The following is a 14,471-nucleotide window of genomic DNA, read 5'->3' as shown; positions in this document are numbered from 1 at the left end:
CCTCAGTTGCCGATGGTCATTTCTCCCGCTGCATCCTGGTCAAAAAATTCCGGAATCGGGTAGTTGAAGCTATTGAGCCAGCGCTGCATGGCCAAGTCACGTTCGGTGGCCGAAGCGGTTTGCAGGTGAGGGGAGGCAACCACACCGCGAATCTGCAGCTGCAACCACTGCTCGGTGCCTTGTTGATACGGCGAGGAGGGCCCCGGCTCAATGGCCCAGGCAGTGGTGGACAGGCAAGCCGTGCACACGATCAACAGCCGTTTGGTATTCATCTCGACTCCTCGTACGTTCTACTTGTTCGCACTGGTAGAGGCATCGGCTACCTCAGCCTTGCGATTGCCATCGGTAGCCACCACTTTTTTGGCAGAGGCCTTGAGTTTTTCCGCGCGGGTTTGAGCCTCTACGACTTGCTTGGGGCTCAAGTCGGCGCGGGTCACGAGTTCGGCTGCCGCCTTCCAGTTATCCTGATAGATCAGCAACGTCACCATATTGAGTGCCGCCAGTGTGTTTGCCTGCTTGAGCTCCATGGCGGTCATGAACTCAAAGCGTGCTTCAGGGATCCGTCGCTGATTGAGGTAGACGACCCCCAGGTCATTGCGCATCCTGTCGTCGGTGGGGGCCATCTGCACCGCACGCTCAAGGTGAGTGGCAGCGCTGGCGTTATCATTTTTGGCGGCGGCCAGCTGGCCCAAGCCATGTTCCCCTTCAGCCGCCAGACAGGTGCCGAGCAGGCTTTCGTACAACGGCTGCGCGTCGCCGCTACGTCCCATCAAGCGCAGCACCCGAGCCTTGCGCAGGCGAACCTGGACCAGGTTATCGGGCAAACCTTCCAGATTCGCCAGGCTGGCATACAAACGGCCTTCTTCGGCCATGCTGTCGGCCAGGTTCAGGGCCAGTTCTTGCTCCGAATCGGGCTTGGCACAGCTGGCCGGTCGCGAAGACAGGCCATTGCTGGCACAACCAGCGAGCATTAATGTCGCCGCTATTGCAATGACTGCTTTCATCGAAGGTCCCCTGGCTACAACAGGTTGAACGCCTGGCCAATGGCAATAAGGCTGGCCCGGCAAGCGTGCAAAGTCACCGTCAGGCGTGAGGACGAGGCCCGTCTGGTTCAGGCTCCGGTTCATTGCGAGAGCCCCATGCGACTGTCGAAGTCGCCATTTTCCAGGAAAAACATGCGGTAGAAGTTCGGGTCGTAATTGCGCAACTGCTCGCCAGGCAATGACGGTAGTTGTGCATTGGCCGCCAGTGGCTGGACCAGATGCGGGGTGACGATCATCAGCAGTTCGCGCTCTTCACGGTTGATGGTGTTGTCGCGGAAAAACGCGCCCAGAACCGGGATATCGCCCAGCCCCGGAAACTTGTTCACCTGGGAATCGTTGTGGGAGCTGATCAAGCCGCTGATGACGAAGCTTTCGCCGTCGGCCAGGGAGATGCTGGTATCGGTACGGCGCACGGTCAGGGCCGGGACTATCGTGCCGGCGATGCTCACGGCGTTGGTGAAGTCCAGTTCACTCACTTCCGGCGCGACCTTCAGCGCGATACGGTTTTTCCCGACGATGGTCGGCGTCAGGGTCAGGCGGATACCGAACTCCTTGTATTCGATGAATATGTTATCGCTGCCTGAACTGGGCACCGGAATCGGTATTTCACCGCCGGCCAGGAAGCTCGCACTCTGCCCGCTGAGCGCTACCAGGCTTGGCCGTGCCAGGGTGTAGGCGAAACCACTGCCTTCCAGCGCATTGAGCGCCACCAGGGTACTGCCGGTAGCAAACGTGAGGTTGAACTGGTCGTTTCTCACCGGTATCGACGGCGTGACAATGCCGCCAATGGTGGGCAAGGTTCTCGGCGAGCCGAACAGCCAGTTGCCGCGGACGCCGAAAATCGAGGCGGAGGCTTCCTTGAGCTTAGTCCGGCTAACTTCAACGAAGCGGATATCGGTCTGCACCTGGCTCGGCAGCAGCGGGTCGTCGGAAGGCACCGACGGCACGCTGGTCAGCGCCGACGTGGCCTTGCCCTTGACGAATACCATGCTTTGGCGCGGCGTTTTCGAACAGGCGGTCCAGACCATCAGGCTGGTGGTCCCCGGCGCAATGCCCGTAAGTATGAAGGCGTTGCTGCCGCTGGGTTGCACGTCGGCAATTTTCGGGTCGCCCACCGCCAGTTGCGTTACCGGAACGGGGCTGCGCAGTTCATTCTGCAGCCCCTGACCGACCTCGTACGTTGTCGGCCAACTGTCCAGTTGCTGGCAATTGGCCGGCGCGGCCTGAGCCGCATCCACGCTGAGGCCCATCCAGAACAGGCCATGGAAAATTCGCTTGAAAGCGGGCACGGTACGAAGGCTCATTAAGTACATCCTCACTGGATAGACCGTCTTTAGGCGGACTGAGTTGTCTCGGATCACTTCACGGGGATCGGGCTATCCCCCCCAATGCGCCCGACCACTCGTCCATGGCCTTGGCGTTATTCCTTGCGTGCTACACACGAGCGGGCGCAATTCGCTGATCTGGCGGGACAGCGAGCGACCTTTGCTGAATCGGTTTTTAGTGATCCGGTTACCTGGACTGCCCGTCTGAGCGATACTCGCGCCTATGGGTCGACCTGGTTCCCCCGGAAAGTCATCGGCAATGAAGGTACAGAGCCGAAAAGCGCCTGCCAGGATCATGGTGAGGTAACTCCTTTTGCCAATCCGCTGTCTGATCACTGAAGCTGACGTGAAAAATCGAGCCGTCATGACTTCTTATTGTTTGAAGGTAGTTCAATCAAACCAAAGTGCCATGAATTTAAGGAAAACCATTGGTGCAAAGGCTGGAGATAGGCGGGTGGGCAAGGTCGCAGCACAGTGCGGTTGCCGAAATTGACGGGTTGCGCTGAAGGCAATAAAAAAGGCCCGCATGCTCAAGCATGCGGGCCTTTTGGCATCACTGATTGAAGATCAGTGCTTGCTGTCCTGGTTCGATAGCGCCAGCAGCTGCTTTTCCTGGTTCCAGTCGAAAGGCTCGTCGTTCTGTTCGGCTTCGAAACGGCGCTCTTCCAGTGCCTGATACAGGTCGATTTCATCATCGGGCATGTAATGCAGGCAGTCACCGGCGAAATACCACAGCAGGTCGCGCGGGACCAGGTGAGCGATTTGCGGATAGCGCGTGATGACCTGGCACAGGATGTCCTGGCCCAGGTACTGGCTTTCGATCGGGTCGATCGGCAGCGATGCAAGCAGTTCGTCGAAGCGCTCAAGGAACAAGGCATGACTTTCGTCGGGAACCTGCTCGGCCTCACCTACGGCGACCAGGATGCTGCGCAGGTGGTCGAGTAAAACGAGATGATCGGCAACGATGTTGGACACGAGATAAGTCCTCAAGAGCAAAACGGGCGCGGGAGTATAAAGCGCCTGCGCCCGTTTTTACATGTTTGAGGGGATCAGCGGACTTTTCCCTTGGCCAGTGCCAAAGCCTTTTGGTCAAAGTCATCGACATCGATCACCTTGCGCCGGGCTGCTTCGGCTTCACGCAGGGTTTGGGCTTCCACCGGCTGCAACACGCCAGCCTCGAGCGCGGCATCGATCACCGACTCGCCGGCCACGGGATTGACCTGGCCACTCTTGAGTGCCACGTGCAGCTTCTTGTGCAACGGCTGTGCGGCGCTCAACAGATTGCAGGCGTGTTGCAATGCACCGACCGGATCGTCGCTCGCTTGTGGGCGATAGCAACCCAGCAGCAATTCCTCCAGGGCAGGGTCGTCCTTGGCGCGGCCAATCAACCCAGCGACTTCGGCTCCGAGTTTGTCCGATGGCCCTTTGTGCCGGCGACCGAACGGGAACACGATCACCCGCAACAGGCAGCCGACGACTTTGTTCGGGAAGTTGTTCAACAGCTCATCCATGGCCCGTTCCGCCTGGCCCAGGCTTTCTTCCATGGCCCAGGCCAGCAGCGGTGTCATGTACTGCGGTGAGTCGAGATCGTTGTAGCGCTTGAGTGCGGCCGAGGCCAGGTAAAGGTTGCTCAGCACGTCACCCAGCCGTGCAGACAGACGCTCGCGGCGTTTCAGTGCGCCGCCCAACAGCATCATGCTGAGGTCGGCGAGCAGGGCGAATGCAGCGGCCTGACGATTGAGGGCGCGGAAATAACCCTGGCTGAGCTTGTCGCCCGGGGTGTGTTCGAGGTGTCCGAAACCGAGATTCAGCACCAGCGTGCTGGCGGCGTTGCCCACGGCAAAACCGATGTGCTTGAGCAGCAGGCCATCGAATTCTCTGAGCACCTGATCCTTGTCTTCACGGTCGGCGAGGGCCATCTCCTTGAGCACGAAGGGATGGCAGCGAATCGCACCCTGGCCGAAGATCATCAGGTTGCGCGAGAGAATGTTCGCGCCTTCGACGGTGATGAAAATCGGCGCGCAGTTCCATTTGCGGCCGAGGTAATTGTTCGGCCCCATGATGATCGCCTTGCCGCCGTGCACATCCATGGCATCGCTGATGCAGTCGCGGCCGCGCTCGGTGAGGTGGTACTTGAGAATCGCCGACAGCACTGACGGTTTCTCGCCCAGATCGACCGCGTTGGCGGTCAGCATGCGGGCGGCGTCCATCATCCAGGTGTTGCCGCCAATGCGCGCCATGGCTTCCTGAATGCCTTCGAAAGCGGCAATCGGCACGTTGAACTGCTCGCGAACCTGAGCGTATTGGCCCGTCACCAGGCTGGTGAACTTGGCCATGCCGGTGCCCACCGCCGGCAGGGAAATCGAACGCCCGACCGACAGGCAATTCATCAGCATCATCCAGCCTTTGCCGAGCATCTCCTGGCCGCCGATGAGGAACTCCAGCGGGACGAACACGTCCTTGCCTGAGTTCGGGCCATTCATGAACGCGGCGCCCAAGGGCAGGTGCCTGCGCCCGATTTCGACACCGGCGATGTCGGTTGGAATCAGCGCCAGGCTGATGCCCAGGTCTTCGTTGTCGCCCAGCAGGTGATCCGGGTCGTAGGCCTTGAAGGCCAGGCCGAGGAGGGTGGCCACCGGGCCGAGGGTGATGTAGCGCTTTTCCCAGTTCAGGCGCAGGCCGAGGACTTCCTGGCCCTCCCATTCACCTTTGCAGATCACCCCGGAGTCCGGCATGCCGCCGGCGTCGGAGCCGGCCAAGGGACCGGTCAGGGCAAAACACGGGATGTCGTCGCCGCGTGCTAGGCGTGGCAGGTAATGATTGCGTTGTTCGTCGGTGCCGTAATGCAGCAACAGTTCGGCCGGGCCGAGGGAGTTGGGGACCATTACGGTGGTTACGAGGTCGCCACTGTGGCTCGCCAGTTTCATCGCCACTTGCGAGTGGGCATAAGCGGAGAAGCCCTTGCCGCCAAACTCCTTGGGGATGATCAGGGCGAAAAAGCCGTTGTCCTTGATGAAGGTCCAGACGTCGGGCGACAGGTCCATGGTTTGACTGAGCTGCCATTCACTGACCATGGCGCAGAGTGTTTCGGTCGGCCCATCGATGAAAGCCTGTTCCTCTTCATTCAATTGTGCTTTGGGATAGGACAGCAGTTTGTTCCAGTCCGGACGGCCACTGAACAGTTCGCCGTCCCACCAGACCGTGCCGGCGTCAATGGCATCGCGTTCGGTTTGCGACATCGGCGGCAGGGTTTTCTGGAACCATTTGAACATCGGCGCGCTGAACAATTTGCGGCGCAGGTCGGGCAGCAGCAAGGGTACGGCGACGGCGGCGATCAATACCCAGTAAACCAGCAATAACCAGCCCGGCGCGCGGCTGAAAGCGCCCATGGCCACGACATAGACGGCCACGATGCTCAGGGCGGGCAGTGGGGCGATGCGGCGGTGGGCCAAATAAGCAATCCCGACCAGCAGAACCAGTATCCACAACAGCAGCATATTCATTCCTCCGTGAAACCAGGGCGAACCAGCCCACAGAGCTTAGACGGCATCCGCGAAACAGGCTGGTTCGAGCGATGTGTTTGGAATCGTGGGAAAAGCGTTCATCGAGCAAGCGGCAAAGCGCCCATGTTTGGCCGAAATGTCGTTATCTCTGTGCTGAAGCTCTCGTTAGACTCGGGGCTTCCCCAGGAGATTAATCTCATGCACGAGTATCTGAGCCCCGGCCGCTTCATCGATAGTGACCATCCGTCCGTCGTGGAGTTCGCCGAACAACATCGTGGTGCCAGTCGCGATCCGCTGGAGCAGGCGATCAGTCTCTATTACGCCGTGCGCGAAGCGGTGCGCTACAACCCGTACACATTCAGTCGCGATCCGCAGACCCTGCGCGGCAGTTATGCGCTGGCGACCGGGGAGAGTTACTGCGTGCCCAAGGCCACGCTGCTCGCAGGTGCAGCGCGGCATTGCGGGATTCCCGCGCGGATCGGCCTGGCGGATGTGCGCAATCATTTGTCGACGCCACGGCTGCTTGAGTTGCTCAAGAGCGACATGTTCGCCATGCACGGCTACACCGAGTTCTATTTGCAGGAGCGCTGGGTCAAGGCGACACCTGCGTTCAACCGCAAACTCTGTGACCTGTTCAATGTGGCGCCGCTGGAATTCGACGGGATCAACGACAGCGTTTTTCATCCCTTCAACCGCGATGGCGCGAAGCTGATGGAGTACCTCGTCGATCACGGCCAGTTCGCCGACGTACCTGAAACGTTCTTTTTCGAACACCTGGAAAAATGCTATCCGCACCTGTTCGGCGAGCAACAGCAAGCGCTGTTGGGCGACATGCAGAGCGATTTGAGTCGCGCCTGATCCGGCGTATGCTGCCTGCCCACTTATCGAAAAAGAGGCGGTCATGCTGAAGATTTTGGGTCGGAAAAACTCGTCGAATGTCAGAAAACCATTGTGGGCCGCCGAAGAACTGGGGCTGGCCTACGAGGCGATCGATGCCGGTGGCGCCTTTGGTGTCGTCGATACGCCCGAATACCGCGCCATGAATCCCAATGGTCGCGTGCCTGTCATTGAAGACGACGGTTTTGTGTTGTGGGAATCCAACGCCATCGTGCGTTACCTGATGGCCTTGCATGCTGACGGCACGGCCTGGTACCCGAACAATCTTAAGGACCGCGCCACTGCCGACAAGTGGATGGACTGGACCACCTCAAGCTTTGCCAGCCCGTTCCGCACCGTGTTCTGGGGCGTGCTGCGTACCCCGGCAGACCAGCAGGACTGGCCCGCCATCAAGGCGGCGATCAAGGAATGCGAGACGTTGCTGGCGATGGCCGATCAGGCGTTGGCGAACAAGCCCTACCTGTCCGGAGACGAGATCGGCATGGGCGATATTCCCTTGGGCAGTTTCATTTATGCCTGGTTCGAGATGCCAATCGAGCGTGCGCCGCAACCCCATCTGCAGGCCTGGTATGCCCGGTTGAAACAGCGTCCGGCGTATCAAAAGGCGGTCATGACCGCGTTGACTTAATACTCACTATCGACACGCTTGACTGTACTTGTGTGGCGGCGACAAGCACCATTGTGCCAGTTCGCTGCGGTTGTATTGTTCGCCGCCGCCCATACTTATCCCTTTCTTCCCTTCTTGGTGCGTAAATCAGATATGAGTTCCGCTCTGTCCATCCGGCAGCTAACCAAAACCTACGGCAACGGTTTCCAGGCCCTGAGTGGTATCGATCTGGATGTCGCCGAAGGTGACTTTTTCGCCTTGCTCGGCCCGAACGGCGCTGGCAAATCCACGACCATCGGCATTCTCTCGACCCTGGTGAACAAGACCAGCGGCACGGTGAATATCTTCGGTCACGACCTGGACAGGAATCCTGCGCAGCTCAAGCGCTCCATCGGCGTGGTGCCTCAGGAATTCAACTTCAACCAGTTCGAAAAGACCTTCGACATTGTCGTGACCCAGGCCGGCTACTACGGCATCCCGGCGAAAATCGCCAAGGAACGCGCTGAACAGTACCTGACCCAGCTCGGCCTGTGGGACAAGAAGGACGTGCCGTCGCGTTCACTGTCCGGCGGCATGAAGCGGCGCCTGATGATCGCCCGCGCGCTGGTGCATGAACCGCGCCTGCTGATTCTCGACGAACCGACTGCCGGAGTGGACATCGAACTGCGTCGCTCGATGTGGAGCTTCCTCACCGAGCTGAACCAGAAAGGCATCACCATCATCCTCACCACCCACTACCTGGAAGAGGCTGAGCAGTTGTGCCGCAACATCGGCATCATCGACCACGGCACCATCGTCGAGAACACCAGCATGAAGCAGTTGCTCAGCCAATTGCATGTGGAAACGTTCCTGCTGGATATGAAGAACACGTTGCAAGTGGCGCCGCAGTTGCTCGGCTACCCGTCCCGGCTGGTCGATAGTCACACCCTGGAAGTCCAGGTGGACAAATCCATGGGCATCACCGCGCTGTTCACCCAGTTGGCGCAGCAGAACATCGAAGTACTGAGCCTGCGCAACAAAACCAATCGGCTTGAGGAGTTGTTCGTGTCCCTGGTGGAGAAAAATCTGTCGAAGGTGGCGGTATGAGTTCCGAGTTGCGCCCCAACCTCGTTGCCCTCAACACCATCGTTTACCGTGAAGTCCGGCGTTTCACCCGGATCTGGCCGCAGACCCTGCTGCCACCCGCGATCACCATGGTTTTGTACTTCGTGATCTTCGGTAATCTGATCGGTCGGCAGATCGGCGACATGGGTGGCTTCACTTACATGGAGTACATCGTGCCGGGGCTGATCATGATGTCGGTGATCACCAACTCCTACGGCAACGTGGTGTCGAGTTTCTTCGGCAGCAAGTTCCAGCGTTCCATTGAAGAATTGATGGTCTCGCCGCTGTCGCCGCACACCATTCTGATCGGCTACACCCTGGGCGGTGTGCTGCGCGGGTTGATGGTGGGGATCATCGTGACCCTGCTGTCGCTGTTCTTCACCGATTTGCAGGTGCATCACCTGGGCGTGACCATTCTGGTGGTGGTGTTGACCGCGACGATCTTCTCGCTGCTGGGCTTCATCAACGCCGTGTTTGCGCGCAACTTCGATGACATTTCGATCATTCCGACTTTCGTGCTGACGCCACTGACCTACCTGGGTGGGGTCTTCTACTCGATCACCTTGCTGCCGCCGTTCTGGCAGACCGTGTCCCTGGCCAACCCGGTGCTGCACATGGTCAACGCGTTCCGTTACGGCATCCTCGGCGTATCGGATATCCGCATCAGCGTGGCCATCGCCTTCATGCTGGTCGCGACCGTGGTGCTGTATCTCGGTAGTGCAAGGTTGCTGGTCAGTGGGCGCGGGATGCGTACCTGAGAAATACCGAGTCGTCTGTTTCGCGAGCAAGCCCGCTCCCACACTGGATCTATGTAGCACTGAAGATCCCTGTGGGAGCGAGCTTGCTCCGGGCGGCGTTCCGACGATGGCGTCAGCCCAGACACCGCATAAAAAAAACGGCCTCCCAAGTGGAGGCCGTTTTGCATTCTCACATTCGACTTTGCTTGCGCCGCTTCCATTGCCGCGCCACCCACCAGCGCCAATACATCATCACCAGGCAGTAGGCCAGTGCACCAAGGGCCAGTCCCGTCACTACCGAGCCCAACAGAAACGGTTGCCACAAGGTCGAGATTTCGCCCCTGATCCATTCCCAGGTCAGTGAGTCCGGCAACTGCCGGGTGGGAACGTCCATCAGCCAGGCGCCAGTCTGGTAGGTGCAGAAAAACACCGCAGGCATGGTGATCGGGTTGGTCAGCCAGACCAGGCTCACGGCAATCGGCATGTTGCCGCGCACGATAATGGCGAGGATTGCCGCCAGCAGCATCTGCAGCGGGATCGGCAGGAACGCGGCGAACAGCCCCACCGCCATGGCGCGGGCAACGGAGTGGCGGTTGAGGTGCCACAGGTTCGGGTCATGCAACAGCGTGCCGAGAAAGCGTAAGGACTTGTGTTCCCTGATGCTCATCGGGTCTGGCATGTAACGTTTGAATAAGCGCCGGGGCATAAGGTTTCTCGGTCGGTCAGGGCGGCAAGTATGTCTGGATTCTATGAGCTGCCCATTCAGACTTTGTGACAATTATTGACGACGCCCATGTGACGGGCGGGCTAAGCCTTGAAGGGTACTCTCAAGGACGGGCTTATGCGCACTGGGATGATGGCGCTGGCGTTGGGTCTGTTGACCTTGCGTTTTTTACCGGCATTACCGCCGGTCTGGTTGTGGCTGGCGATGCCGGTGGCGGGTTTGATGTTGCTGCCGTTCAGGACCTATCCGGTGGCGTTTTACCTGTTCGGTTTGAGTTGGGCCTGCGCGAATGCGCAGTGGGCGCTGGATGACCGGTTGCCGCCGACGCTGGACGGAGAAACCCGCTGGGTCGAAGGGCGGGTCACAGGCTTGCCCCGGCATGACGACGGTGTCGTGCGTTTCGAATTGACCGACATCCAGTCCCGACGTACCCGGCTGCCGCGGCAAATGCGTCTGGCCTGGTATGGCGGGCCGCCGGTGAACAGTGGCGAACGCTGGCGCCTGGCAGTCAAGTTGAAGCGCCCGGTCGGGCTCCTCAATCCGCAGGCCTTCGATTACCAGGCCTGGTTGCTGGCACAACGCATCGGCGCGACCGGGACGGTCAAGCAGGGCGAACGCCTTGCACCAGCCCAATGGGCCTGGCGCGATGCCATCCGTCAGCGTTTGCAAGCGGTGGATGCCCAAGGGCGAAGCGGCGCGTTGACGGCGTTGGTGCTCGGGGATGGCGCCGGGCTGAGTCGCGAAGACTGGCAGGTATTGCAGGACACTGGCACGGTGCATCTGTTGGTGATTTCCGGGCAGCACATCGGATTGCTGGCGGGAGTCGTGTATCTGCTGATCGCTGGCCTGGCCCGCTTGGGGCTATGGCCGAGCCGTCTGCCATGGTTGCCCTGGGCATGTGGCCTGGCATTCGCCGCTGCGCTCGGTTACGCGATGCTGGCCGGTTTCGAGGTGCCGGTGCGACGGGCCTGCCTGATGATTGCCATGGTGTTGTTGTGGCGTCTACGGTTCCGTCATCTCGGTGCATGGTGGCCACTGTTGTTGGCACTCGACGGCATATTGCTGCTGGAGCCGCTGGCGAGTCTCCAGCCTGGTTTCTGGCTGTCTTTCGCGGCCGTGGCAGTCTTGATATTGACCTTCGGCGGACGTTTGGGGCCGTGGCGTTGGTGGCAGACCTGGTCCCGTGCCCAGTGGCTGATTGCAATCGGCCTTAGTCCGTTGTTACTGGCTTTGGGGTTGCCAATCAGTCTCAGCGGGCCGCTGGCCAATTTGTTCGCGGTGCCCTGGATCAGTCTGGTGGTACTGCCACCGGCGTTGCTCGGGACGCTGTTGCTGTCGGTGCCTTACGTGGGTGAGAAATTGCTGTGGCTGGCGGGCGGCCTGATCGACGGGTGGTTCAGGGGATTGAGGCTCGTCTCCGGTCAGGTTCCCGCGTGGTTGCCCGCGGCAGTCCCGCTATGGGCCTGGGTAATCGGTGCCATTGGCGCCTTTTTGCTATTGCTGCCGCGAGGCGTACCGATGCGCCCGTTAGGGTGGCCCATGTTGTTGATGCTGGTTTTTTCGCCCAGGCCGATGTTGCAGGAGGGCATGGCCGAAGTCTGGCAACTGGATGTGGGGCAGGGCCTGGCGATCCTGGTGCGCACTCGGCATCACACGTTGCTGTATGACGCCGGACCGCGTTTCGGTGAACTCGACCTAGGGGAACGGGTGGTGCTGCCGGCATTGCGCAAACTGGGGGTGAAGGGGCTCGACCTGATGCTGATCAGCCACGCCCATGCCGATCATGCCGGCGGTGCCCCGGCGATCGCCAGGGGCTTGCCGGTGAAACAGGTGGTCAGTGGTGAACCGTCAGACTTGCCTGCGCAATTGCAGGCCGAGAGCTGTGAGAGCGGCCGGCAATGGACCTGGGATGAAGTTGATTTCCAGCTCTGGCACTGGCCATTGGCCGGCGATAGCAACCAGAACTCCTGTGTCTTGCTGATCGAGGCCAATGGCGAACGGTTGCTGTTGAGTGGCGACATCGATGCCGCCGCCGAGAGAGCCCTGCTGGACAGTCCGTTGGCCCTGCCCACCGATTGGCTGCAGGCGCCACACCACGGCAGTCGCAGCTCATCGTCCATGGCCCTGCTGGATGTCCTGCAACCCAAAGGGGCGCTGATCTCCCGCGGGCAGGGCAATTCGTTTGGCCATCCGCATGCGACGGTCATCGCGCGGTATCAAAAACGTGGAACGGCGATCTACGACAGCGTCGAACAGGGTGCCATTCGTCTGCAACTGGGACGCTTCGAGCCGCCATGGTCAATGCGCCAGGAACGGCGTTTCTGGCGCGATCCGCCACCCTTGAACCCATAACCGAGCGTTATCAAAGCCCGACCGGATGCGACATCACGGTCTTCGGTGCTTGCACCCCCTATGTTAGAGTGGCGCACTTTTTCGAGGGGACTGTCACTGTGTGGGAATTGGTCAAATCCGGCGGCTGGATGATGTTGCCGATCATTCTGAGTTCCATCGCGGCCATGGCGATCGTCGCCGAACGCCTCTGGACCCTGCGAGCCAGCCGCGTGACCCCTGAGCACTTGCTCGGGCAGGTCTGGGTCTGGATCAAGGACAAACAGCTCAATAAGGAAAAACTCAAGGAACTGCGCGCCAACTCCCCGTTGGGCGAGATCCTGGCGGCCGGCCTGGCCAACTCCAGGCATGGTCGCGAGATCATGAAGGAGTGCATCGAAGAGGCCGCACAACGGGTCATCCATGAGCTCGAACGCTACGTCGCCGCCCTCGGCACCATCGCCGCCATGGCGCCGTTGCTGGGTTTGCTGGGTACGGTACTGGGCATGATCGATATTTTCAGTGCGTTCACAGGCAATGGCATGACCACCAACGCCTCGGTACTGGCCGGTGGTATTTCCAAGGCCCTGATCACCACGGCAGCCGGTTTGATGGTCGGTATCCCGGCGGTATTCTTCCATCGTTTCCTGCAACGCCGGATCGATGAACTGGTGGTGGGCATGGAGCAGGAAGCGATCAAGCTGGTCGAAGTGGTGCAGGGCGATCGCGATGTGGACCTGACCGGGAGCAAAGCGTGAAATTCCGCCGCAAAGCACGGGAAACGGTGGACATCAACCTCGCGTCGCTGATCGACGTGGTGTTCATCTTGTTGCTGTTTTTTGTCGTGACCACCACTTTCACCCGTGAAACCCAGTTACGCGTCGATCTGCCGGAAGCGGTCAGTGGCACGCCAGCCGAAGATCAGAGCAAACCTTTGGACATCGCCATCAGCGCCGACGGTGTGTTCTCGGTGAACAACCAGATTTTGCCGAAAAGCGACCTGGCTTCGCTGATGGACGCGCTGCAAAAAGCAGCCAACGGCGACACCAACCGACTGCTGTCTATCAGCGCAGACGGCAAGTCTCAGCATCAGTCCGTGGTGACTGCCATGGATGCGGCCGGCAAACTCGGCTTCAGTCATTTGCGCATGACCACCATCGAGGCGGCGCCCCCGGCGCCCTGATGGCCATGTCCGATCGATTGCTCGCCGCGTGGTACGCAGGTCATCCGGCCCTGAAGCTGTTGCAGCCATTGGAATGGCTTTACCGGCGCGTGGTCATGAACAAGCGCAAGCGCTTTCTGGCGGGTGAGGGCGAGATCTATCAGCCGCCGGTGCCGCTGATCGTGGTTGGTAATATCACCGTGGGTGGTACCGGCAAGACGCCACTGATTCTATGGATGATCGAGCACTGCCAGCGCAGCGGCCTGCGGGTTGGCGTGGTCAGCCGCGGCTACGGCGCCAAACCGCCGCAATTGCCGTGGCGGGTCGAGGCCGAGCACAGCGCCGACGTCGCCGGTGACGAGCCGTTGCTGATCGTCCAGCGCACCGGCGTGCCGCTGATGATCGACCCCAATCGCAGCAACGCTGTAAAAGCCTTGCTGGCCAGTGAACCGCTGGACCTGATCCTGTCCGACGACGGCATGCAGCACTACCGCCTGGCCCGTGACCTGGAACTGGTGCTGATCGACGCCACCCGCGGCCTGGGCAACCGCCGTTGCCTGCCTGCCGGGCCATTGCGTGAACCGGTCGAGCGCCTGCAAAGCGTCGACGCGGTGCTCTACAACGGTGCCGTGGCTGACCGCGATGATGGATTTGCCTTTCAATTGCAACCCACCGCGCTGGTCAACCTGCACAGCGGCGAACGGCGTCCCCTCGACCACTTCCCCAGCGGCCAGGCCCTGCACGCGGTGGCTGGCATCGGCAATCCGCAACGTTTCTTCAAGACCCTCGAAACGCTACACTGGCAGCCGGTTCCACATGCGTTTGCCGACCACGCCGAATACAGCGTGGAGGCGTTGAATTTCACGCCGTCATTGCCGTTGGTGATGACGGAAAAGGACGCGGTGAAATGCCGTGCCTTTGCCGCCGCCGACTGGTGGTACCTGGCGGTCGATGCCGTGCCGTCGCCGGCCTTCGTGGCCTGGTTCGACACACAGCTGATGCGCCTGCTGCCGGCTCGTTTGTTGCCTTAACTCCGTTTTT

The 14,471-nt window shown here is 60.3% G+C and carries 14 protein-coding genes; 8 read left to right on the top strand and 6 right to left on the bottom strand.

What is annotated here, in order from left to right:
- Positions 1 to 2: 2 nt before the first annotated feature.
- From AC3IT6_RS21790 to AC3IT6_RS21770, 5 genes are all read right to left on the bottom strand, one after another.
- Positions 3 to 272, bottom strand: coding sequence for a DUF3613 domain-containing protein (locus AC3IT6_RS21790; RefSeq protein ID WP_489352701.1), 270 nt, complete (start codon positions 270 to 272; stop codon positions 3 to 5).
- A gap of 18 nt (positions 273 to 290) precedes the next feature.
- The gene (locus AC3IT6_RS21785; RefSeq protein WP_489352699.1) at positions 291 to 1,004 is read right to left on the bottom strand and encodes a tetratricopeptide repeat protein; all 714 of its coding nucleotides are present in this window, start codon (positions 1,002 to 1,004) and stop codon (positions 291 to 293) included.
- 119 nt (positions 1,005 to 1,123) lie between these two features.
- Entirely contained in the window at positions 1,124 to 2,347 is a 1,224-nt protein-coding gene (locus AC3IT6_RS21780) for a type II and III secretion system protein family protein (protein ID WP_489352697.1), read from the bottom strand.
- A gap of 588 nt (positions 2,348 to 2,935) precedes the next feature.
- Positions 2,936 to 3,343, bottom strand: a complete 408-nt coding sequence (locus tag AC3IT6_RS21775) for a PA2817 family protein (RefSeq protein WP_150754013.1) — start codon at positions 3,341 to 3,343, stop codon at positions 2,936 to 2,938.
- 74 nt (positions 3,344 to 3,417) lie between these two features.
- Positions 3,418 to 5,865 (bottom strand): acyl-CoA dehydrogenase, encoded by a 2,448-nt coding sequence (locus AC3IT6_RS21770; protein ID WP_489352695.1) that lies wholly within the window; start codon positions 5,863 to 5,865, stop codon positions 3,418 to 3,420.
- A 204-nt stretch (positions 5,866 to 6,069) separates the two neighbouring features.
- Here AC3IT6_RS21770 and AC3IT6_RS21765 point away from each other — a divergent pair, with 204 nt between their 5' ends.
- From AC3IT6_RS21765 to AC3IT6_RS21750, 4 genes are all read left to right on the top strand, one after another.
- Entirely contained in the window at positions 6,070 to 6,729 is a 660-nt protein-coding gene (locus AC3IT6_RS21765) for a transglutaminase-like domain-containing protein (RefSeq protein ID WP_489352693.1), read from the top strand.
- Positions 6,730 to 6,772: 43 nt separating this feature from the next.
- The gene (locus tag AC3IT6_RS21760; protein WP_489352691.1) at positions 6,773 to 7,396 is read left to right on the top strand and encodes a glutathione S-transferase family protein; all 624 of its coding nucleotides are present in this window, start codon (positions 6,773 to 6,775) and stop codon (positions 7,394 to 7,396) included.
- A 132-nt stretch (positions 7,397 to 7,528) separates the two neighbouring features.
- Positions 7,529 to 8,461, top strand: a complete 933-nt coding sequence (locus AC3IT6_RS21755; protein WP_150754009.1) for an ABC transporter ATP-binding protein — start codon at positions 7,529 to 7,531, stop codon at positions 8,459 to 8,461.
- The gene (locus AC3IT6_RS21750; protein ID WP_458370238.1) at positions 8,458 to 9,237 is read left to right on the top strand and encodes an ABC transporter permease; all 780 of its coding nucleotides are present in this window, start codon (positions 8,458 to 8,460) and stop codon (positions 9,235 to 9,237) included. The genes AC3IT6_RS21755 and AC3IT6_RS21750 overlap by 4 nt, the downstream gene beginning before the upstream one ends.
- Positions 9,238 to 9,406: 169 nt before the next feature.
- On the opposite strand, the gene AC3IT6_RS21745 is transcribed toward AC3IT6_RS21750, so the two are convergent.
- Positions 9,407 to 9,922: a DUF2062 domain-containing protein gene (locus AC3IT6_RS21745; RefSeq protein WP_489352688.1), complete on the bottom strand. Its 516-nt coding sequence runs from the start codon at positions 9,920 to 9,922 to the stop codon at positions 9,407 to 9,409.
- A 135-nt stretch (positions 9,923 to 10,057) separates the two neighbouring features.
- Between AC3IT6_RS21745 and AC3IT6_RS21740 the strand changes: the two genes are divergently transcribed.
- The 4 genes from AC3IT6_RS21740 to lpxK all read left to right on the top strand — a co-directional run bounded on the left by AC3IT6_RS21740 (position 10,058) and on the right by lpxK (position 14,461).
- Positions 10,058 to 12,292, top strand: a complete 2,235-nt coding sequence (locus AC3IT6_RS21740) for a DNA internalization-related competence protein ComEC/Rec2 (protein ID WP_489352686.1) — start codon at positions 10,058 to 10,060, stop codon at positions 12,290 to 12,292.
- Positions 12,293 to 12,390: 98 nt separating this feature from the next.
- Positions 12,391 to 13,026: a MotA/TolQ/ExbB proton channel family protein gene (locus tag AC3IT6_RS21735; RefSeq protein WP_150754005.1), complete on the top strand. Its 636-nt coding sequence runs from the start codon at positions 12,391 to 12,393 to the stop codon at positions 13,024 to 13,026.
- Positions 13,023 to 13,451 carry an ExbD/TolR family protein gene (locus AC3IT6_RS21730; protein WP_489352684.1) on the top strand — a complete coding sequence of 143 codons (429 nt, stop codon included), beginning with the start codon at positions 13,023 to 13,025 and terminating at the stop codon, positions 13,449 to 13,451. Before AC3IT6_RS21735 ends, AC3IT6_RS21730 begins: the two co-directional genes overlap by 4 nt.
- A complete protein-coding gene (gene lpxK, locus AC3IT6_RS21725; RefSeq protein WP_489352682.1) occupies positions 13,451 to 14,461 on the top strand; it encodes a tetraacyldisaccharide 4'-kinase in 1,011 nt (336 codons plus the stop codon). The genes AC3IT6_RS21730 and lpxK overlap by 1 nt, the downstream gene beginning before the upstream one ends.
- Positions 14,462 to 14,471: the final 10 nt, after the last annotated feature.

It is taken from the genome of Pseudomonas sp. KH_017 (genome assembly GCF_057840285.1).
Note: the sequence above shows the minus strand (reverse complement) of the source record. Positions and strands in the feature narration are given on the sequence as shown.

Bases quoted from the DNA above. Each gene is read 5' to 3' on its own strand.
- AC3IT6_RS21790 (WP_489352701.1), bottom strand. From the start codon at position 272: ATGAATACCAAACGGCTGTTGATCGTGTGCACGGCTTGCCTGTCCACC.
- AC3IT6_RS21785 (WP_489352699.1), bottom strand. From the start codon at position 1,004: ATGAAAGCAGTCATTGCAATAGCGGCGACATTAATGCTCGCTGGTTGT.
- AC3IT6_RS21780 (WP_489352697.1), bottom strand. From the start codon at position 2,347: ATGAGCCTTCGTACCGTGCCCGCTTTCAAGCGAATTTTCCATGGCCTG.
- AC3IT6_RS21770 (WP_489352695.1), bottom strand. From the start codon at position 5,865: ATGCTGCTGTTGTGGATACTGGTTCTGCTGGTCGGGATTGCTTATTTG.
- AC3IT6_RS21765 (WP_489352693.1), top strand. From the start codon at position 6,070: ATGCACGAGTATCTGAGCCCCGGCCGCTTCATCGATAGTGACCATCCG.
- AC3IT6_RS21760 (WP_489352691.1), top strand. From the start codon at position 6,773: ATGCTGAAGATTTTGGGTCGGAAAAACTCGTCGAATGTCAGAAAACCA.
- AC3IT6_RS21755 (WP_150754009.1), top strand. From the start codon at position 7,529: ATGAGTTCCGCTCTGTCCATCCGGCAGCTAACCAAAACCTACGGCAAC.
- AC3IT6_RS21750 (WP_458370238.1), top strand. From the start codon at position 8,458: ATGAGTTCCGAGTTGCGCCCCAACCTCGTTGCCCTCAACACCATCGTT.
- AC3IT6_RS21745 (WP_489352688.1), bottom strand. From the start codon at position 9,922: ATGCCCCGGCGCTTATTCAAACGTTACATGCCAGACCCGATGAGCATC.
- AC3IT6_RS21740 (WP_489352686.1), top strand. From the start codon at position 10,058: ATGCGCACTGGGATGATGGCGCTGGCGTTGGGTCTGTTGACCTTGCGT.
- lpxK (WP_489352682.1), top strand. From the start codon at position 13,451: ATGGCCATGTCCGATCGATTGCTCGCCGCGTGGTACGCAGGTCATCCG.